19 protein-coding genes are annotated in these 18,107 nt (G+C 73.4%); 8 read left to right on the top strand and 11 right to left on the bottom strand.

What is annotated here, in order from left to right:
* Positions 1-23 precede the first annotated feature (23 nt).
* Complete coding sequence (locus ABZX75_RS09115) at positions 24-632, top strand: phosphoribosylanthranilate isomerase (protein WP_355409422.1); 609 nt, start codon at positions 24-26, stop codon at positions 630-632.
* A 70-nt stretch (positions 633-702) separates the two neighbouring features.
* On the top strand, positions 703-1,491 hold the full coding sequence (locus tag ABZX75_RS09110; RefSeq protein WP_355409420.1) for a beta-glucanase: 789 nt from the start codon (positions 703-705) through the stop codon (positions 1,489-1,491).
* 202 nt (positions 1,492-1,693) lie between these two features.
* On the opposite strand, the gene ABZX75_RS09105 is transcribed toward ABZX75_RS09110, so the two are convergent.
* The 6 genes from ABZX75_RS09105 to ABZX75_RS09080 form a co-directional block, all read right to left on the bottom strand.
* Entirely contained in the window at positions 1,694-2,107 is a 414-nt protein-coding gene (locus ABZX75_RS09105) for a PIN domain-containing protein (protein ID WP_355409418.1), read from the bottom strand.
* Positions 2,104-2,376, bottom strand: a complete 273-nt coding sequence (locus ABZX75_RS09100; protein ID WP_355409416.1) for a CopG family transcriptional regulator — start codon at positions 2,374-2,376, stop codon at positions 2,104-2,106. The genes ABZX75_RS09105 and ABZX75_RS09100 overlap by 4 nt, the downstream gene beginning before the upstream one ends.
* 157 nt (positions 2,377-2,533) lie before the next feature.
* On the bottom strand, positions 2,534-3,112 hold the full coding sequence (locus ABZX75_RS09095) for a GNAT family N-acetyltransferase (RefSeq protein ID WP_355409414.1): 579 nt from the start codon (positions 3,110-3,112) through the stop codon (positions 2,534-2,536).
* A gap of 111 nt (positions 3,113-3,223) precedes the next feature.
* Positions 3,224-4,705, bottom strand: a complete 1,482-nt coding sequence (locus ABZX75_RS09090) for a PTS transporter subunit EIIC (RefSeq protein ID WP_355409412.1) — start codon at positions 4,703-4,705, stop codon at positions 3,224-3,226.
* Positions 4,706-4,738: 33 nt separating this feature from the next.
* Positions 4,739-5,686, bottom strand: coding sequence for an N-acetylmuramic acid 6-phosphate etherase (gene murQ / locus ABZX75_RS09085; protein WP_355409410.1), 948 nt, complete (start codon positions 5,684-5,686; stop codon positions 4,739-4,741).
* A 13-nt stretch (positions 5,687-5,699) separates the two neighbouring features.
* Positions 5,700-6,839, bottom strand: coding sequence for an SIS domain-containing protein (locus ABZX75_RS09080; RefSeq protein WP_355409408.1), 1,140 nt, complete (start codon positions 6,837-6,839; stop codon positions 5,700-5,702).
* A 96-nt stretch (positions 6,840-6,935) separates the two neighbouring features.
* Here ABZX75_RS09080 and ABZX75_RS09075 point away from each other — a divergent pair, with 96 nt between their 5' ends.
* Positions 6,936-7,313: a hypothetical protein gene (locus ABZX75_RS09075; RefSeq protein WP_355409406.1), complete on the top strand. Its 378-nt coding sequence runs from the start codon at positions 6,936-6,938 to the stop codon at positions 7,311-7,313.
* 7 nt (positions 7,314-7,320) lie between these two features.
* The gene (locus tag ABZX75_RS09070; RefSeq protein ID WP_355409404.1) at positions 7,321-7,587 is read left to right on the top strand and encodes a DUF4031 domain-containing protein; all 267 of its coding nucleotides are present in this window, start codon (positions 7,321-7,323) and stop codon (positions 7,585-7,587) included.
* A 47-nt stretch (positions 7,588-7,634) separates the two neighbouring features.
* Here ABZX75_RS09070 and ABZX75_RS09065 read toward each other — a convergent pair whose 3' ends face one another.
* On the bottom strand, positions 7,635-8,876 hold the full coding sequence (locus ABZX75_RS09065; RefSeq protein ID WP_355409602.1) for a Cmx/CmrA family chloramphenicol efflux MFS transporter: 1,242 nt from the start codon (positions 8,874-8,876) through the stop codon (positions 7,635-7,637).
* Between the two features lie 144 nt (positions 8,877-9,020).
* On the bottom strand, positions 9,021-9,722 hold the full coding sequence (locus ABZX75_RS09060; RefSeq protein WP_355409402.1) for a hypothetical protein: 702 nt from the start codon (positions 9,720-9,722) through the stop codon (positions 9,021-9,023).
* Between the two features lie 188 nt (positions 9,723-9,910).
* Between ABZX75_RS09060 and ABZX75_RS09055 the strand changes: the two genes are divergently transcribed.
* Complete coding sequence (locus ABZX75_RS09055; RefSeq protein ID WP_355409400.1) at positions 9,911-10,597, top strand: copper homeostasis protein CutC; 687 nt, start codon at positions 9,911-9,913, stop codon at positions 10,595-10,597.
* Positions 10,598-10,697: 100 nt separating this feature from the next.
* Here ABZX75_RS09055 and ABZX75_RS09050 read toward each other — a convergent pair whose 3' ends face one another.
* Entirely contained in the window at positions 10,698-12,695 is a 1,998-nt protein-coding gene (locus tag ABZX75_RS09050) for an AAA family ATPase (RefSeq protein WP_355409601.1), read from the bottom strand.
* A 506-nt stretch (positions 12,696-13,201) separates the two neighbouring features.
* Between ABZX75_RS09050 and ABZX75_RS09045 the strand changes: the two genes are divergently transcribed.
* Entirely contained in the window at positions 13,202-13,387 is a 186-nt protein-coding gene (locus ABZX75_RS09045) for a hypothetical protein (RefSeq protein WP_355409398.1), read from the top strand.
* Between the two features lie 285 nt (positions 13,388-13,672).
* Complete coding sequence (locus ABZX75_RS09040; protein ID WP_355409396.1) at positions 13,673-14,536, top strand: glycosyltransferase family 87 protein; 864 nt, start codon at positions 13,673-13,675, stop codon at positions 14,534-14,536.
* On the opposite strand, the gene ABZX75_RS09035 is transcribed toward ABZX75_RS09040, so the two are convergent.
* On the bottom strand, positions 14,502-16,145 hold the full coding sequence (locus ABZX75_RS09035; RefSeq protein ID WP_355409394.1) for a DNA repair helicase XPB: 1,644 nt from the start codon (positions 16,143-16,145) through the stop codon (positions 14,502-14,504). The two genes, ABZX75_RS09040 and ABZX75_RS09035, sit on opposite strands and share 35 nt — an antisense overlap.
* 179 nt (positions 16,146-16,324) lie before the next feature.
* Here ABZX75_RS09035 and ABZX75_RS09030 point away from each other — a divergent pair, with 179 nt between their 5' ends.
* On the top strand, positions 16,325-17,305 hold the full coding sequence (locus ABZX75_RS09030) for a poly-gamma-glutamate hydrolase family protein (RefSeq protein ID WP_355409392.1): 981 nt from the start codon (positions 16,325-16,327) through the stop codon (positions 17,303-17,305).
* Between the two features lie 85 nt (positions 17,306-17,390).
* Here ABZX75_RS09030 and ABZX75_RS09025 read toward each other — a convergent pair whose 3' ends face one another.
* Positions 17,391-18,005 carry a TetR/AcrR family transcriptional regulator gene (locus ABZX75_RS09025; protein WP_355409390.1) on the bottom strand — a complete coding sequence of 205 codons (615 nt, stop codon included), beginning with the start codon at positions 18,003-18,005 and terminating at the stop codon, positions 17,391-17,393.
* Between the last annotated feature and the right edge of the window lie 102 nt (positions 18,006-18,107).

Genomic DNA, 18,107 nt, shown 5'->3' with positions numbered 1-18,107 from the left:
CATTGTGGGGTTGACTGATGCGTATGACCCAACCGTTTATCAAGATCTGCGGGTTGCGGACCGCGCGCGACGTGGAGGTGGCCGTCGAGTCCGGCGCCGACGCCGTCGGGTTCGTCTTCGCCCCCGGCAGCCCGCGTACCGTCGACGCCGCCACCGCGCGCGCACTCGCCGCGCTGGTGCCGGACGGGGTCCTCACCGTCGGGGTGTTCCGGGGGCAGGCCGTCGGGGAGGTGCGCCGCCTGGCCGATGAGAGCGGCGTGCGCGCCGTACAGCTCCACGGGGACGAGGGGGCCGAGTACTACGAGGAGCTGCGCGGGCCTGGCCGGACGCTGATCCGCGCCACGGCCGAGCACGTCGAACGCTGCGGCGAGCTGGGCGAGGACCTGCTGCTGCTCGACGCCCCCGACCCGGGGTCGGGCAAGCCGTGGAACTGGGGCTCCGAGGAGTTCACGGCGCCGAAGGGCCGGTGGCTGCTGGCGGGCGGGCTGACCCCCGCCAACGTCCGGGAAGCCACCCGGACCACCGGGGCCTGGGGTGTGGACGTCTCCAGCGGGGTCGAGCGGGAGCGCGGAGTGAAGTCACCGGAGCTCATCCGCGCCTTCATCGAGGCGGCGCGCGCCCTCGATAGCTGAGTGCATCCATACCATCACGCACCGCGAGAATTGCGGTATGTTTGCGTCCGGTTAAGGGCAGAAACCCGCCATGGACCCCGAAAAACTGGGCTGGCTGCGGCGCCTGACGCCCCGCCTCGCCCCCAGGGGCGGTGACACGGCGCTCTTCGCGCCGCGCAGCGCCCCCGTCTTCACCGCCGACTTCGCCTCCCTCACCCAGTGGGTCGCCGGCCGCTCGTGGGCCTATCCCGACGGCGGCCCGGTCAACCCGGGCGACAACAAGCTCGACCACCTCGTCTCCGATCCCGCCTACAGCCGAAGCGGCGTCTTCCGCGCGACGCGGCGCTCCGACGGCAACTGGAACGCCGGGCTGCTCACCACCGAGGGCAGCGACGAGGGCTTCATGGCGCGCACCGGTGACGTGCTGGAGGCACGCGTCAAACTGCCGGTGGAGATCGGGGCGTGGCCCGCGATCTGGACCTGGCGGGACGGTGGCCAGGAAATCGACGTCTTCGAGTACCACCCGGACAACCCGGATCTGCTGGAGCTGACCAACCACGTCCGGAGGGGGCACCACGAGCACCGCGACCCGTCGGTGCGGCCCGGAGCCTGGGTCGACCTGAAGGTCGAGTTCGGGAAGAACTCGGTCGTGTGGTGGGTCAACGGCGCCAGGGTGTACAGCGACGGCAGGGGTGTGGGCCGCGCCTGGCACGCGTACCTCATCGTCAACCTGTCGGTGTCGGCCGGGCGGTACCATCCGGCGCCGGAGCCGGGGGTCACGGAGATGTCGTACGAGGTGTCGCGGCTCCAGGTGTACCGGCGCGGCCAGTCCGGCAGGGTGCCGAGGCCCGCGGGGCCGCCGGCGGTGGAGGGGCCCTGACGGCGGAGCGGCCGGGCCGGCTGGGCTTCGAGTGGACCCGGTCAGGGGCTGGTGACGAAGGCGGCCCGGTCGAGTCCGTCGGCAGGTCATGTGCGGCCGGTCCGGGGCCGCGCCGGAGGGACGAGGATCGAGGATGCCGGTACGGCGGACGAGGCGTTCGGTCCCATGCGTGGAGCCCGAGCCCCGGTGGGCGCGGCCCTGGTCAGACCTTCACGGCGGTGAGGCGCTTACCGCAGAGTGCGGTCAGGTCCGCCGGGTCGGAGGTGAGGACGGTGACGGGGCCGGGCGCCGCGAGCGCCGTCGCGGCGAGCATCGCGTCGATGGCGTACTTGTGCCCGTGCAGGCCCGCCTCGCGGAGGAGAGCCGAGGCGCGCCGGGCCACCTCTTCGGTGACGGGCTCGATGACGATGCGGGACAGCGCCCAGGCGAGCGCCGCCTGATTGATGCGGGGGTGCATCACCTCGACCAGCGTTGCCGTGCTCGTGATCACGCGGAAGTCCCGGGCGCCGGCGGCCGCCAGCCATCCGACGACCTCCCGGTCTCGCAGGACGTACTTGGCGAGTCCCTCGCTGTCGAGGACGAGCGTGCCCGCAGGGGTGACAGAGGGTGAAGTCATGCGGCCTGTGACTCGCTCTCGCTGGTGTTCGGTTGTTCCTGGCGCGTGCCCAGGAGGATGTCGGCCTTGGCTTGGATCTCTTCTTGGGTGATCGGGCCGATCTCGGCCTCGGCTGCGGCGATGAGCTCGTTCAGGTTGTCCCGCTCGATCTGGCGGGCCACGGCGGCCGTGACGTAGGCGGACAGGCCGGAGGGGCCGCTGCGGGCGCGGGCGGCTTCGGCGACGTCGCGGGGCATCGAGATGGAGTACTTCTGGGTGGGCTCGCTCATGCCACCTATGCTACTTACGATGCCACCGCCGTCAGCCGTACGCGGAGATGGGGGCAAATGAGTACATGGGCATACCCTCGTGGCATATGACTCTCCGCAGCGAATCAAATGCGGGAGGTTAATGCGATGGAGTGACCCACGCCAGGAGGTGCTGACGTCAGTCGGTACGCAGGCGGGCGTGGAGGTGTTCGTCGTGCCAGCCGTCCGCGTGGAGGAGGGCGCCGCGCAGGGTGCCCTCCAGCGGGAAGCCGGCCTTCGTCGCGATGGCGCAGGAGGCCGGGTTGGCGACGGATTGCGTGATGCGCAGGCGGTGCAGGCCCAGGTCGTCGAAGGCCCAGCGGCTGATGCGGTCCGTGGCCTTCGCCATGACGCCGCTGCCACGTCCCGCGGGCAGGAGCCAGTACAGGAACTCGCCGCTGCCGCCGCGCAGATCGAGGTCGGCCAGTCCGATCAGGCCCACGGCCGGGCCGGAGGCCGCCGGGGCGATGGCCCAGATCGCGGCCTCCTCCGCCTGCCAGCGGGCGTGCCAGCGCGAGATCCGGTCCTCGGCCTCGGCCAGGGTGAGGCGGTCCGGGCGGTTCCAGTGCCGGATCTGCGGGTCGAGGCAGGACTCCACCAGCACGGGTGCGTCGTACGGTTCCCAGGGGCGCAGACGCACGTGGCCCAGGGGAAACACCGGCTGGGGGAGGGCGCGCATCCGGCCGGCCGGGACGACGGGAGGTATGGCGTCGATCATGGCCCCATCATGCGGGGCCCGCTGCGCGGAACCGAAGGCGGAGGCAACTCCGCGGGCGGGCTGAGCGGGTGCGGGGCCGCCGCGCGGGGCCGGACGGGGTGGGGTTGGGACTCAGGGGGACAGGGCCGGTTCCTTTGTCGTGCCCGGGCCGGAGGAGGCGGCGGCCGGGGCCGGGTCGGTGTTCAGGTCGGTCAGCATCCGGTGCGTGAAGCCGAAGAAGTAGGTGGCGGCGAAGCCCACCAGGTAGCCCACCGCCAGGCCGCCCGCGTAGATCGCGAGGGTGAGGCCCATGCCCGACGTGCCGTCCAGCAGCGGGAAGAGGGCCCAGCCGGAGGGGCCGATGGCGGTGGAGCCGAAGGCGACGCCGAGCTGGTGGCAGAGGCCGACGAAGGCGCCGCCGGCCGCGCCGCCGATGCACGCGGTGACGAAGGGGCGGCCCAAGGGGAGGGAGACGCCGTAGATCAGCGGTTCCCCTACGCCGAGGAATCCGGCCGGGAGGGCGGACTTGATGGTGGCGCGGAGCGAGCCGTTGCGGGGGAGGCGGTAGTAGACGGCGATGGCGGCGCCGACCTGGCCCGCGCCCGCCATGGCGAGGATGGGCAGCAGCACGGTGTAGCCGGACTGGCCGATCAGGGTGGTGTGGAGGGGGATCAGGGCCTGGTGCAGGCCCAGCATCACCAGCGGGAGGAAGAGGCCGCCCAGAACCAGGCCGGCGAAGGCGCCGCCGGTGGCGAGGAGCCAGTTGGCGAAGGCGCCGATGGCGGTGGAGACCTCGCCGGCGAGGAACATCAGGCCGAAGAGCGTGGCCAGGCCGGAGACGAGAACGGTCAGGGTCGGGGTGACCAGTACGTCCAAGGTCTCCGGTACCCAGCGGCGGCACCACTTCTCCACGTGGACGGCGAGCAGGGCGGCCGCCAGGGCGCCCAGTACGCCGCCCTGGCCCGGGGAGAGCTGCTGGCCGAAGGCGTCGATCTTGGCGACGCCCGGGAAGACGATGATCGCGGCGACCGCGCCGCCGAGGATGGCCGTGCCCCCGAACTCCTTGGCCGTGTTGTAGCCGACGAAGACGGCGATCAGTGACATGAAGCCGGAGGCCATCGCGGTGAGCGCGGGCACGACCCCCGGCAGCCAGCCCGTGTTGGTGAGGACGCCGCCCAGGCCCGCGATGATGCCGCAGCCGATCAGCGCCGGGATCAGCGGCACGAAGATGTTCGCGATGCGGCGCAGGAACATTTTGAAGGGCGTGGAGTTCTTCGCCTTCTGAGCCTCCTTCATCGCCGCGCCCTGCGCCTTGAGTTCCTCCGCCGTGACGGGCCGGTCGGCCGCCGCCGAGCGGCCCTCCTGAACGAGCGCCTCGAACTCCGGGGTCACCCGGGCCACGGTGCCCGGCCCCAGCACGATCTGGTAGGTGTCGTCCTCGACCACGCCCATGACGCCGGGGACGGCCCGCAGCGCCTCCTCCCGGACCAGGCCGCGGTCCCGCAGCCCGATGCGCAGGCGCGTCATGCAGTGCGCGATCGAGGTGATGTTGTCCGGGCCGCCGACCAGGGGGAGGATCGCGGCGGCCGTGGCGCGGTTCTTGTCCGTGGGCATGGTGGTTGTCGCCTTGCTGTCGGGGCCGGGTGGTCAGACGGTGCGGGGCTGGGCGTCCGCGAGGGCGAGGGTGAGGGCCGCGCGGAGGTGGCCCTGCGAGGCGGCGAGCAGTTCGGCCGCCTTCGGGCCGTCGACGCCGCCGAGGATGACCAGGACGGCGTGCTTGACCTCGCCGCCGGTGGCGGTCAGGGCGGCCTCGATCTCCTCGTCGGGTGCGCCGGTGGCCAGCGCCACGATGCGGCGGGCGCGGGCGCGCAGCTTCTCGTTGGAGGAGCGCATGTCGACCATCAGGTTTCCGTACGTCTTCCCGAGCCGGATCATCGTGATCGTCGAGATGAGGTTGAGGACCAGCTTCTGCGCGGTGCCGGCCTTCAGCCGGGTGGAACCGGTGAGCAGCTCGGGCCCGACGACGACCTCGATGCCGTGTTCGGCGGCGGCGGCGAGTGCGGAGCCGGCGTTGCAGGAGAGCCCGACGGTGAGCGCGCCGCGCGTACGGGCGAACTCGACGGCGCCGATCGCGTACGGGGTGCGGCCGGAGGCGGAGATGCCGACGACCGTGTCGTCGGCGGTCAGCGCGAGCGCGGTGAGGTCCTGGGCGGCCAGCTCCTTGGAGTCCTCGGCGCCTTCGACGGCCTTGACCATGGCGGAGGGGCCGCCCGCGATCAGGCCGACGACCTCGGACGGGTCGGTGTTGAAGGTGGGCGGGCACTCGCTGGCGTCGAGGACCCCCATCCGGCCGGCCGTGCCGGCGCCCGCGTAGACCAGCCGTCCGCCGCGGGCCATCCGCGGCGCGATCGCGTCGATCGCGGCGGCGATCCGCGGCAGCTGGCCGGCGACGGAGGCCGGGACGGTGGCGTCCTCGGCGTTCATGGTGCGGGCGATGTCGAGGGTGGGCAGCTGGTCGATCTCGGCCAGTTCGGGACGGAAGGCCTCGGTGGTCAGCGTCTCCAGCTGGGCGCGCAGGTCGGCGTACGCGGTCATGGGTGGCGTGCTCCTAGCGGGTGGTGCCGGTGGTGCCGGTGGTGCTGCGCTTGCTGCCGGTCGGTACGGGGATGTGGTGGCGGGGGGCGAGGGCCTCGTAGGAGGCGGCGAGGGCGGGCGCGGCCGTCTCGTACGTCTGCTGCGCCACGCCGACGAACAGGCAGTCGACGACGAGGAGCTGGCTGGTCCGGCTGGACATGGCGGCGGGGCGCAGCTGGGTCTCGCGGGGGGCGGAGGTGGCCAGGACCAGGTCGGCGTAGTGGGCGACCGGGCTGTTGGCGCGGCCGGTGAGGGCGACGGTGGTGGCGCCGCGTTCGAAGGCGGTACGGAGGGGTTCGATCACGTCGCCCGTGGAGCCCGAGTGGGTGATCGCGACGGCCACGTCGCCGGGGCGCAGCTGGACGGCGTTGGTGACGGCCAGGTGGGGATCGCTGTGGGCGTGGGCGACGAGACCGATGCGGAGCAGCTTCTGGGCGAGGTCCTGGCCGACGAGGCCGGACGCGCCGACGCCGTAGATGTCGATCCGGCGGGCCGTCGCGAGGGCGGTGACGGCGGCGGCCAACTGGGTCAGGTCGAGTCCGGCGGCGGTGTCGGCGAGGGTCTGCGCCTCCTCGTGGGCCAGTTTGGCGACGACCTCCGCGATCGGGTCGTCGACGGCTATGTCGACGGTGACGGCGGGGGCGGCGCCGGATTCCTGTTGGGCGGCGAGGGCGGCGAGCGCGAGGCGCAGGTCGCGGTAGCCCGGGTAGCCGAGGAGGCGGGCGGTGCGCACGACGGTGGCTTCGCTGGTGCCGGTGTGTGCGGCGAGGGCGGAGACGGTGAGCTGGGCGCAGCCGGCCGGGTCGGAGGCGACGGCTTCGGCGACGGCCTGCATGGAGCGGGTCATGGAGGGGCCGAGGCTGCGGATCCGGGCGCGGAGCGCATGCGCCGGCGGGGAGGCCGGGGAGGTCTGCGCGAGCGGGGTGTCAGGGGCGGCCTGGACGGGCGGGGTGTCAGGGGAGGTCTGCGTGGCCGCGGTCGCCTGGGTGGCCGGAGTCGCCCGCGTGGCCGGGAGGCCCGGAGCGGCCGGCTGGGGCGGGAGGGCTGTGGGGGACGTGGGGGCGGGGGACTGAGCGCCCGAGCCGCTGGAAGTTTCCTTCGCGTTCATGCTCACGCGTGAAACCTATTTTCAGCCCGTGGGGGCGTCAAGGCGCCATAGGGGGAAGAAACGACCGTCGCCACTCGGCCCGAGCTGGTTCACAATGGCCGCATGGACCACGCGATCCCCCTCGAGCAGGCGCTGCACGTCGCCCGCGCCCTCGTTCTCGCCGACCTCGCCGCCGGCCAGGTCGCCGATGCCGATGTCGTCTCCCTCGTCGAGGACTCGGTCACGCACCGCCGGTGGTGGGTGGAGCAGTGGCCGGAGGGAGTGGACAACCTGGCCGGACTGGTCGCCCAGGACGTACAGGACGCGCTGCTGGAGAAGTACGGGCGCTGGCCGCTGTGCCCGGTCTGTACCCACGGCGAACCGCACGCGCTGGAGGTGGAGCCGGAACTGGGGCCGGACCCGCACTGGGTGTGTTCGGAGGCGGGAGTGAAGGTGGCCTCGGTCGGCGGCCTGGGCCCCGTCTTCCGTGTGGGCCGGTGAGCCGCCGGTGACGGTGTACATCGACCCGCCCACCTGGCCGGGTCATGGCCGCATGTGGTCGCACCTGGTCAGCGACGTCTCGTACGAGGAGCTGCACGCCTTCGCTGCGGCCATCGGCTGCCCGCCCAGGGCCTTCGAGCGGGACCACTACGACGTGCCCTCGTACCGGTACGCGGCCGCGGTCGCCGCGGGCGCGGTGGAGATCGGCAGCAAGGAACTCGTCCGCCGCCTGAGCGGGGCCGGCCTGCGCCGTCCGAAGGGGCGCCCGGCGTAGCCGAGGCCGCCGAGGCTGTTCCGGGCCTGGCCCCGCGTCCTTCCGGGTTACGCGCGGGCGGCCCGGTCCGCGGGCGCCGCGTCCAGGGCCGCCGTCGCCCGGGTGGCCGAGCCGGAGGTGACCACGCGGGTCGCGCGCGGCGGCGTACGGCGGTCCAGGCGGAAGGCGACGACGGCGAGGGCGATCGCGGTGACGGTCATGGCGGCGCCCGCCCAGGCGGTGGCGGAGAAGCCGAGGCCGGCGTCGATGACGGCGCCGCCGAGCCAGGGGCCGCCCGTGTTGCCGAGGTTGAACGCGGCCGTGGTGGTGGCTCCGGCCAGGGTGGGGGCGGCGCCCGCGACGTTGAACATGCGGGCGTTGAGCGCGGGGGCGGTGAAGAAGGCCGAGAAGCCGATGAGGAAGGAGAGGGCGATCGCCGCGATCTGGACCGGGGCCAGCAGGGCGAGCGCGGCCAGGAAGACGGTCGAGGCGGTGATGCCCCAGATCATCACGCCGAACAGGTGCGCGTCGGCGACCCGGCCGCCGAGGGTGGTGCCGGCCAGCGCGCCGATGCCGAAGAGGCCGAGGATCCAGGGGACCCAGTGCGAGTCCAGCCCCGCCACGTCCGTGAGCAGCGGCGACAGATAGCTGAAGGCGCAGAAGACGCCGCCCGCGGCCAGCGCCGTGATGACGATGGACAACCACACCTGGCGGTCGCGGTAGATGCGCAGCTCGCGGCCGAGGCTGGGCTTCTCGGCGGGCAGCGGGATCTTCCGGATCAGCGCCAGGATGCCGATGAGGGCGATGGCGGAGGCGGCGCCGACCGACCAGAACGCCGAGCGCCAGCCCAGGTGCTCGCCGAGGAAGGCGCCGGCGGGGACGCCGAGGACGTTGGCGATGGACAGGCCGCCGATCATGACGGCCATGGCGCGGGCCCGCTGGTTCTGCTCGACCATGGCGATGGCGACGGCCGCGCCGACGGCCCAGAAGCCCGCGCAGGCGAGGGCGGAGATGACGCGGGAAGCGAAGAGGAGCTCGTACGAGGGAGCCAGCGCGCCCGCGACCTGTCCGAGGCCGAAGAGGGAGATCAGGGAGATGAGGGTGGTGCGGCGCGGCAGGCGCAGGGTGGCCACGGCCAGCAGCGGTGCGCCGACGACCATGCCGATCGCGAAGGCGGAGATCAGCAGGCCCGCCTGCGGGATGGTGACGCCCATGTCGTCGGCGATGGGTGGCAGCAGCCCGGAGAGCATGAATTCGCTGGTGCCGAGGGCGAAGACGGACAGGCCGAGGATGTACACGGCGACGGGCATGCGGGGGCGTGCGGCGGCTGCGGGCATGCCACTGATCAACCGTGGCGGAGGGGATCGCATTCCCGGCACCGTCCTGCGCCGTATGTCAGCCGGATGACATCGGGGGCCGTGACATCGGGTGCGTCCCCGGCCGCCCGTGCGGCATCAGGGTCGTGACGTGAGGGCGGCGAGCTCCGCGGCGAGGTTCGCGCGGGCCGGGGCCTCCCACCGCTCGCTGCCGTAGGGCGTACGGAAGAGCCGCGGCAGGCCGAGCAACTGGCGGAGTACGGCGGCGCGGCCGGTGCGGAAGGCGTCGTCCGGGACGAAGGCGTACTCGGCGCGGACGGCGGCGACGTACGCGTCGTACGCGTCCGGGGCGCCCGCCAGTACGGCGAGGTCCGCGTCGCAGAGCACCTCGCCGTTGGTGTCGCCGGGTGCGGGGTCGTGGGTGACGGTGAGGCGGACCAGCCGGGCGACCTCGGCGGTGCGGGCGGCGTCGACGCCGAGCTCGGCGAGGGCGCGCTCGGCCAGGGCGGCGCTGCGCTCCTCGTTCTCGGAGCGGTCGGGGCGGTAGACGGCGTCGTGGAACCAGGCGGCGAGCTGTACGGCGGCGGGATCCGCGGCGTGCGGCGCCAGTACGTCGATCCGTGCGAGTACGTCGGCCAGGTGCGCGGTGGTGTGGTACCGGCGCTGCGGCTCCGACCAGGCGGCGAGGAGCCGCTCGGCGTAGGGGGCGGGATCGCGGTCGGCGGGGGCCCCGGCGGCGGAGGCCGTCGCCAGCCACCGGGCGTGGAGGGCTGCGGTGCCGGCCGCGGCCCGGTCGCCGGTGCCGGCCTGGGTGTCGGTGTGCGGGGTGCCTGAGTCCATGCGCACATTGTGGGGGTGGCGTGATGGTGAGGGTGCTGGTGCTGGTGAAGCGCGGGGGCGGGCCCGTACTCTGGATATTGGACTAGACCTATTTTCCGTACTGGCCCGGACTCGCCCGCCGGCCGACCGCCCCCGGCGGGCTGCCCCGGCGCGGGTCACACGAGCAGCTTTCCGAAGGATGGGATCGAATGAGCAACCGTGCGCTCCTGGAGGTGATCGCCCTCGACGCGCAGGACGCGATCGCGGCCCAGGCCGGTGGGGCGGACCGACTCGAACTGGTCACCGAGATGGCCGCCGACGGGCTCACCCCGCCGCGCGAGACCTTCGCGGCGATCAGGGCGGCCGTCGACATCCCGCTGCGCGTGATGCTCCGCACGACGGACGGCTTCGCGGCGGGCGACGTCGCCGCGCTCGTCGCGGAGGCGCGGGCGCTGCGGGCCGAGGGGGCGCAGGAGTTCGTCCTCGGCTTCCTGAACCCCGACGGCAGCCCCGACCTGGCCGCCGTGGAGGCGATCCTGGCCGAGCTCGACGGCTGCCGCTGGACCTTCCACCGGGCGATCGACCGCGCGGCGGACCGGGACCAGCTGCGCAAGGCGCTCACGGAGCTGCCCGGGCTGGACACGTACCTGACGGCGGGCGCGGCGGCGGGGGTCGACGCCGGCCTGCCGGTGCTGCTGGCGGAGGCGGCGCGCGGCGGCGAGCCGGGCTACGGGCCGCGGATCCTCGTCGGCGGCGGGCTGGCCCTGTCGCACCTGCCGGTGCTGCGCGCGGGCGGCATCGACGCCTTCCACATCGGCGGCGCGGCGCGGCCCGACGGATGGGGCCGGCCGGTGTCGGCGGCGGCGGTGGCGCAGTGGCGGACGGCGCTGTCCTGAACCTCCGCTTTTCCGCCCGCCGGCCGGGTCCGCCGGTCCCGCTGTGGGGCCGGCGTCAGGACCGGGCCGGCTCCGGGCAGAGGCACGCGCACCGGCGGGGTCAGGTCAAGGCCGCCGGGAGGGGGGCCGCGTGGAGGAGGGTCAGGCCCGAGACGGCGCGGGTGAGGCACACGTACAGCCGCCGCAGGCCGGTCCGTTCGTCCGGTTCGCCGTCCACGATCGCCGCGGGCTCGTCCAGAACCACGTAGTCGTACTCCAGACCCTTCGCCAGCGACGCCGGCACCAGCGTCAGCCGCGAGCGCGCCGTGGTCTCCTCGCCCGGCGACAGATACGGAAGGTCCGCCGCCCGCAGGGCCTCCGCCAGGGCCGGAACACGGGCGTCCGCCGCGATCAGGCCGACCGATCCCTCCTGCTCCAGGGAGGCGCGGCAGGCCTCGATCACCGTCGCCGTCAGCTCCGACGGCTCCCCGGTCCGTGTGATCCGCAGGGAGCCCGGCGCCTCACGGACCGAGGAGACCGGGGCCAGGCCCGGTGAGATCGAGGGCAGCAGGCGGGAGGCATACGCGATCACCTCGCGCGGCACGCGGAAGCCCGCCGTCAGCTCCTCCAGCACCGCCTGCGGCTTGCCGAGGTGGGTCAGCGCCTCGTCCCAACTGCGCGTCGCCCACGGGGTCGTGCCCTGGGCGAGGTCGCCGAGTACCGTCGCCGAACCCGTCGTGCAGCGCCGGCCCACCGCCCGGTACTGCATCGGCGAGAGGTCCTGCGCCTCGTCGAGCACGACATGGCCCAGCGAAGACGTCCGCTCCACCAGATCCGCCGCCTCGTCGATCAGGACCAGGTCCGCCGCCGACCACTTCGCCGACTTCACGCTCCGGTACGGCTTCGGCCACAGGAGGAGCTTCTGCTCGTCGGCCGTGAGGACGCCCTGCGCGTGCGCAGCGAGGAACTCCGGGTCCGACAGCAGCCGCAGCACCAGCTTCGCCGGTTCCACCGGCGGCCAGATCTCCTTCACCGCCGCCTTCACCGCCGCGTTGCGCGCCACCGCGTCCTGGACGCGGTCGTCCGGCGCCTCGCCCGCCTGCTCCATCCGTACGAGCACCGCGTGCGAGATCCGCTGCGGGAGTGCGTCGCGGGCCGCGCCGTAGCGGATGTCGCGGCTGCGCAACTCCTCGACCATCTCGCACAGCTCGTACGCCGGCACGCGCCAGCGGCGCGATCCGCGGACCACCATCAGCACCTCGGTGGGCAGGGTGACGTGCGAGCGGACCGCGCGGTTCAGGACCTCCGCCATCCGGGCGTCGCCCTTGACGACGGCGGTCTCGGCCGCGTCGGAGCCGCGTACCTCCAGGCCGTCGCGGGCGACCAGGTCGTCGACGGTGGCCTGCTTGACCTCCAGCTCGCCGAGGGCGGGGAGGACCTGCTCGATGTAGTGCAGGAAGGAACGGTTCGGCCCGATGACCAGCGTGCCGGTGCGGGCCAGGCGGTCGCGGTGGGCGTACAGCAGGTACGCGACGCGGTGCAGGCCGACCGCCGTCTTCCCGGTGCCGGGGCCGCCCTGGACGCAGACGGAACCGGACAGGCCGGAGCGGACGATCTCGTCCTGCTCGGGCTGGATCGTCGCGACGATGTCCCGCATGGGGCCGACGCGCGGGCGCTCGATCTCCTGCTGGAGCAGCTTGCTGACGGTGGCGGCGGCCGTGGGCCCGGACGGGTCCGGGTCGGACAGGTGCTCGTCCTCGTACGCCGTGAGTTCGCCGCCGGTGTAGCCGAAGCGGCGGCGCAGGGAGACGTCCTGCGGGTCGGTCTTGGAGGCGCGGTAGAAGGGTTGGGAGACGGGCGCGCGCCAGTCGATGACCATCGGGTCGCCGTCGGCGTCGTGGACGTGGCGGCGGCCGATGTAGAACTGCTCGCCGCCCGCGCCCTCGGCGAGTTTCGCGCCGGGTGCGTGCAGGTAGTCGAGGCGGCCGAAGAAGAGGGGCGTGTGGGCGAGGTCGGCGAGCGCCTTGATGCGGTCGTCGATCTGGGCCTGCAGGACGATCGCGTTGACCCAATTCGCGGTGACGTCGCGGATGTCGAGGGCCTCGACGTCCGCGCGCATGGCGCGGAGCGCGGAGCGGGAGGCGGCGAGGTGCGCGCGCTCGCGGGCCAGGGGGCCGGCCGCGGTCGCGGGCACGGTCTCCGTCGCGGTCGCGGTCGCGGTGGCCGCGCGTGCGGGAACGGCGGTGGGCGGGGTGTCGGACTCGGGGGCGTGCGCGGGCACGGAACTGCCTCCAGCTGCGGATCGCGGAGCTGCGTGAGCGTCTGCGGTGATCGGTACGGAACAGATGCCCGCCGGTTTCTGTCCGGCGGGCGGCTCTCCCCGATGACGCGGCGGGAGGCGGGCAAGAGCGGAGATTCTAGCCATCGCGGCGGGGCGGCGCGAATGGTTTTGGGGTGCCGGAAGCGCTGGGGGCCGGGACCTCCGGACGGGTGTCGTACGGGGGAGTGTCAGACCTGAGGGAGGGCCACTAGGGGGCGGCATGGGTCGCGAGGAGGATGCGGGGGGCCCCGGGATTCCGTCCCCAGAGCGATGTGCGCGGCGGCGCGGAAACGCACCATGGATTCATGAGCACCGCAACCTTCACCCCGATCCAGGGCGGCCGCCCGAGCGGCGCCACCGCCACCTCCGACTTCCGCCCCCGCCACAGCCTCGGCAGCATCCTGCGCGCCGCGAAGGTCTTCGCCGCGGCCGCGGTGAGCGTCGTCGTCCTGGGCGAATACGGCGAGGACGCGGGCGTCATACGCTGCTGACCGCCGCCGGACCGCCGGGCCGCTGGGCCGTCGGAGCGCTGAGCCGCTGGAACGCCCGAACGCCGCATCGCCGGAACGCTGGGCCGCCGGAACGCCGCATCGCCGGACTGCTGGAGCACCGGAACGCTGGGCCATCGGAATGCGGGAACGCCGCATCGCCGGACTGCTGGGTCGCGCCACGGGTCGGCGGGTCGGGTGGGGGTGGGGGCCGTTCAGGCGGTGTGGGGGCGTAGGGCGTGGCTTGATTCGGTGGGGCCGGGGGGATGATCCACTAGGGTCACGCGCGTGACCCGGAGCCCCGACCCCAGCCGCCGCTCGCCGTCGCCCCTCGCCGGCGTGCTGGTCACGGGCTCGCTGCTCGCGCTCGGCGTCCTCTGCGTCGCCTTGCGCATCCCGGTGGCCGATGCCCTCGTCCACGGTCTGGCCGCCGCCGAGTGGCGCCCGTCCGCCGCGTATCCGCCGTTCGCGGCGATCCTCTTCACGCCGGCCGCCTGGCTGCCGACCGGCGCGCTGAAAGCCGTCCTCGTCCTCGGCGATGCCGGGCTGTTCGCCCTGCTGGTCCTGCTGTCCTGCCGTCTCGCCGGGCTGCGGGCGCGGCCCCGGCCCGTCCTGGCCGCCACCATCGCCGGGCTGTGGCTGGAGCCCCTGTTCCAGGCGCCGTTGCCCGGCCAGATCAACCTGGCCCTGGCGTGCCTGGTCCTGTGGGACCTCGGCCGGCCCGGCGCGGCGCTCGGCAAGGGCTTTGCGCTGGGCACCGCCGCCGGGATCTCCCCGGTCGCGGTGGCCTTCATCCCGTACCTGCTGCTGACCGGCCGCGCCCGGGCCGGGCTGACGGCGCTGGCCGCCTTCACCGGTACGGCGCTGCTGGGCCTGCTGGTCCTCCCGCAGGCCTCGGCCGTCTACTGGGCCCGGCACCTGCCCGCCACCGCCCGGGCGCTGCTGGAGAGCTGGCCGCACCTGTGGGTCTGGTGCGTCCCGCTGCTCACGGCCCTGCTCGCCGCGGTGCGCCCACCGGCCGGCCCCGCCGGTCCCGTAAGCCCGCGCGATCACGCCGCTTTGGCCCCGCGGCATCCCCTCCCGCCGGAGGGCACCCGCGTCCTCGGGGACCTGGCGGTCAGTCGTTCGTCAGGAGCTCGTCGGCGTCCATGATCCGGTAGGCGTAGCCCTGCTCCGCGAGGAAGCGCTGACGGTGTGCCGCGAAGTCCTGGTCGATCGTGTCGCGTGCGACGACCGAGTAGAACCGCGCCTCGTGGCCGTCCGCCTTCGGCCGCAGCACGCGGCCCAGGCGCTGGGCCTCCTCCTGGCGGGAGCCGAAGGTGCCGGAGACCTGGATGGCGACCGTGGCCTCGGGCAGGTCGATGGAGAAGTTCGCGACCTTCGAGACGACCAGCACGCTGATCTCGCCCTCCCGGAAGGCGTTGAAGAGCTTCTCGCGCTGCGCGTTGGAGGTCTCGCCCTTGATGACGGGGGCGTCCAGGTGCTCGCCGAGTTCGTCGAGCTGGTCGATGTACTGCCCGATGACGAGGGTCTGCTCGCCCCGGTGCTTGGCGACGAGCGCCTCGGCGACCTTCCGCTTGGTCGCGGTGGTCGCGCAGTACCGGTACTTCTCCTCCGTCTCGGCGGTCGCGTACGCGAGCCGCTCCGTCTCGGTGAGATTGACGCGGACCTCGACGCAGTCGGCGGGCGCGATGTAGCCCTGCGCCTCGATCTCCTTCCACGGCGCGTCGAACCGCTTCGGCCCGATGAGCGAGAAGACGTCCGACTCGCGGCCGTCCTCGCGCACCAGCGTCGCGGTCAGGCCGAGCCGGCGCCGCGCCTGGAGGTCGGCGGTGAACTTGAAGACCGGCGCGGGCAGCAGGTGTACCTCGTCGTAGACGATCAGGCCCCAGTCGCGGGAGTCGAAGAGCTCCAGGTGCGGGTAGACACCCTTCCGCTTCGTCGTCAGGACCTGGTACGTGGCGATCGTGACGGGCCGGATCTCCTTGCGGGTGCCGGAGTACTCGCCGATCTCCTCCTCCGTCAGCGAGGTCCGCTTGACCAGCTCGTGCTTCCACTGGCGGGCCGAGACGGTGTTCGTGACCAGGATCAGCGTGGTCGCCTTGGCCATCGCCATGGCTCCGGCGCCGACCAGCGTCTTGCCGGCGCCACAGGGCAGTACGACCACACCGGAGCCGCCGTGCCAGAAGCCCTCGACGGCCTGCTGCTGGTACGGCCGCAGCGCCCAGCCGTCCTCGGCCAGGTCGATCTGGTGCGCCTCGCCGTCCACGTACCCGGCGAGGTCCTCGGCCGGCCAGCCCAGCTTGAGCAGCGTCTGCTTGATCTGCCCGCGCTCGGAGGGGTGCACGACCACGGTGTCGGGGTCGAGCCGCGCTCCGACGAGCGGGGTGACCCGCTTGGACCGCAGGATCTCCTCCAGGACGGGCCGGTCGGTGCTGGTCAGGACCAGCCCGTGCACGGGGTGCTTGGAGAGGGTGAGGCGGCCGTAGCGCGCCATGGTCTCGGCGACGTCGACGAGCAGCGCGTGCGGAACCGGGTAGCGGGAGAACTCGACGAGCGCGTCGACGACCTGCTCGGCGTCGTGCCCGGCGGCCCGGGCGTTCCACAGGCCGAGCGGGGTGATGCGGTAGGTGTGGATGTGCTCGGGAGCCCGCTCCAGCTCGGCGAAGGGGGCGATGGCGCGCCGCGCGGCTCCGGCGAGCTCGTGGTCGACCTCCAGCAGGAGGGTTTTGTCGCTCTGGACGATCAGTGGACCATTCACGCGCGGCGCCCCGTTTCTCTCAGGCCAAACCTCCAGTGTGCCGTACGCCCCCGGTGGGTGGGTACCAGACGCTCGGGACCGCGCCGCGCGCCGGGCGGAGGCCGGGTGTGAGACTGGCGCCCGGTACTTCAAAGATCTTGAACGAGGGGGGTCGCATGGCCGGGCACGAGCATCGGGATATGAGGGATATGAGGGGTGTGCGGGACGTGCGGGGCATGCGGGGCGTGCCGGGTGCCAGTCGCCGTACGCTGCTGACGGGTCTGGTCGCCGCCGCGGCGGGGGCGCCGGTGCTGAGCGGGCTGTCGGCCGGAACGGCGTACGCGGGGTCGGCGAACGACAAGTACCCGTCGAACACCGCCATGTACCAGGAGTTCCTGGCCTCGCCGGAGGAGACGGACGGCGAGGGGTACGACTTCGCCCGCCGCTACAAGCGGCACGAGATGACCGACCTCTCCAAGAGCGAGGCCCACCCCTATGGCCTGACGACGGTCCTCGCCATCCACGGCGGCGGGATCGAGCCCGGTACGAGCGAGCTGTGCCTGGGGATCGCCGGCTACGACCCGCATCCGAAGCCGACGGCGCCGGACGGCAGTCCGGTCCCCTTCCCGCGGATCATGTTCCCGGGCGAGCCGGTGTACGACTTCTGGATGTTCGAGGGGCTGCGCACGAAGGGCACGAACCCCGACGGGACGCCGAAGCCGCCGAACAGCGAGCTGCACGTGACCTCCATCCACTGCGACGACCCGGTCGCGGAGTCGATGGTGGCGGGCAGCCGCAACACGGTCAGCCTGCACGGATGCACCTGGGACGACGCCTATCCGGAGGCGACCCGGCCGGACCTCGCGGACCGGCGGGGCGTCATCGTCGGCGGGCGGAGCGAGATTCTTCGGGGCGCGCTGGACCGGCACCTGCGGGGCGCGGGCTTCCAGATCTTCCCCGGCACCACCGCGGTGAACGGCAACGACGAGCGGAACATCTGCAACCGGACCCTGCACGGTGCGGGCGGCGCGCAGCTGGAGCTCACCCGGGAGCTGCGGGACAGCTTCTTCGGCGACGCGAGCAGCGCCACGCGGCGGGGCGAGACGCGCAACGCGGACTTCAGCAGGTTCGTGAAGGCGTGCCGGGCGGCCATCGCGGAGTGCGAGTCCGCGCAGCGGTAACCGGTTCTGGTGGGCGGATGAGGGGAGCGGATAAGGGGAGCGAGCGGGGCGGGGCGGGCGGGGCCGGGGCGCGGGGCCTGCCGGGCTACCGGCCCAGTCCGCCCAGCAGCAGGTCGAGGCCGCCGTGGAACTCCCGGTCCCGGGTGAGCGAGCGGGCTCCGCGCGCGGTCTCGCTCATGTACGGGTACTGCTCCGCCGGGAGCGCGGCGATGGCGGCGGTGCCGGCGCCTTCGAGGGGCCCGAGGTGTTCCTGCTGGATCGCGCCGATCACGTACGCGAGCAGGGCGCGCAGGGCGACGACGCGGTCCTCGGCCTCGATCCCGGCGCCGGTGAGCACCCCGAGCACCGTCTCGGACCAGCGCAGCACGCTCGGGGAGCGGTGGCGGTGGGTGAGGGTCAGGGGAAGGACGGCAGGGTGTGCTGCGACCGCGGCGCGCAGCCGGTCCACCAGGACGGTGATCCGCTCGCGCCAGGGGGCGGCGGCCGGGGGAGGGGTGCTGTCCGCCGCGCTGAGGACGAGCTCGACGACGAGGGCTTCGAGCTCCTCGCGGTCCCGGACGTACCGGTACAGGGCCATGGTGCTGATGCCGATCTCGGCGGCGACGGCGCGCATGGACAGGGCGGCGAGCCCTTGGCGGTCGATCACGACGAGGGCTGCGGCGGCCAGTTGGTCCGGGGTGAGCGAGCGGGGGCGGGGCATGACGGTTGACAGCGTACGCCATACGCCTACGCTGGTAGGTGTACGGCATACACCTAAGCAGTCGCGTCGCCTTGCGCTGCCCACACCGCTTACGACGGGGGA

The organism is Streptomyces sp. NPDC003038 (assembly GCF_040611115.1).
Classification (GTDB): domain Bacteria; phylum Actinomycetota; class Actinomycetes; order Streptomycetales; family Streptomycetaceae; genus Streptomyces.
Note: the sequence above shows the minus strand (reverse complement) of the source record. Positions and strands in the feature narration are given on the sequence as shown.

Excerpts from the sequence above, each read along its gene's own strand:
- ABZX75_RS09115 (WP_355409422.1), top strand. The coding sequence starts at position 24 with ATGACCCAACCGTTTATCAAGATCTGCGGGTTGCGGACCGCGCGCGAC.
- ABZX75_RS09110 (WP_355409420.1), top strand. The coding sequence starts at position 703 with ATGGACCCCGAAAAACTGGGCTGGCTGCGGCGCCTGACGCCCCGCCTC.
- ABZX75_RS09105 (WP_355409418.1), bottom strand. The coding sequence starts at position 2,107 with ATGACTTCACCCTCTGTCACCCCTGCGGGCACGCTCGTCCTCGACAGC.
- ABZX75_RS09100 (WP_355409416.1), bottom strand. The coding sequence starts at position 2,376 with ATGAGCGAGCCCACCCAGAAGTACTCCATCTCGATGCCCCGCGACGTC.
- ABZX75_RS09095 (WP_355409414.1), bottom strand. The coding sequence starts at position 3,112 with ATGATCGACGCCATACCTCCCGTCGTCCCGGCCGGCCGGATGCGCGCC.
- ABZX75_RS09090 (WP_355409412.1), bottom strand. The coding sequence starts at position 4,705 with ATGCCCACGGACAAGAACCGCGCCACGGCCGCCGCGATCCTCCCCCTG.
- murQ (WP_355409410.1), bottom strand. The coding sequence starts at position 5,686 with ATGACCGCGTACGCCGACCTGCGCGCCCAGCTGGAGACGCTGACCACC.
- ABZX75_RS09075 (WP_355409406.1), top strand. The coding sequence starts at position 6,936 with ATGGACCACGCGATCCCCCTCGAGCAGGCGCTGCACGTCGCCCGCGCC.
- ABZX75_RS09065 (WP_355409602.1), bottom strand. The coding sequence starts at position 8,876 with ATGCCCGTCGCCGTGTACATCCTCGGCCTGTCCGTCTTCGCCCTCGGC.
- ABZX75_RS09060 (WP_355409402.1), bottom strand. The coding sequence starts at position 9,722 with ATGGACTCAGGCACCCCGCACACCGACACCCAGGCCGGCACCGGCGAC.
- ABZX75_RS09055 (WP_355409400.1), top strand. The coding sequence starts at position 9,911 with ATGAGCAACCGTGCGCTCCTGGAGGTGATCGCCCTCGACGCGCAGGAC.
- ABZX75_RS09050 (WP_355409601.1), bottom strand. The coding sequence starts at position 12,695 with ATGCGCGCGGACGTCGAGGCCCTCGACATCCGCGACGTCACCGCGAAT.
- ABZX75_RS09045 (WP_355409398.1), top strand. The coding sequence starts at position 13,202 with ATGAGCACCGCAACCTTCACCCCGATCCAGGGCGGCCGCCCGAGCGGC.
- ABZX75_RS09030 (WP_355409392.1), top strand. The coding sequence starts at position 16,325 with ATGAGGGATATGAGGGGTGTGCGGGACGTGCGGGGCATGCGGGGCGTG.
- ABZX75_RS09025 (WP_355409390.1), bottom strand. The coding sequence starts at position 18,005 with ATGCCCCGCCCCCGCTCGCTCACCCCGGACCAACTGGCCGCCGCAGCC.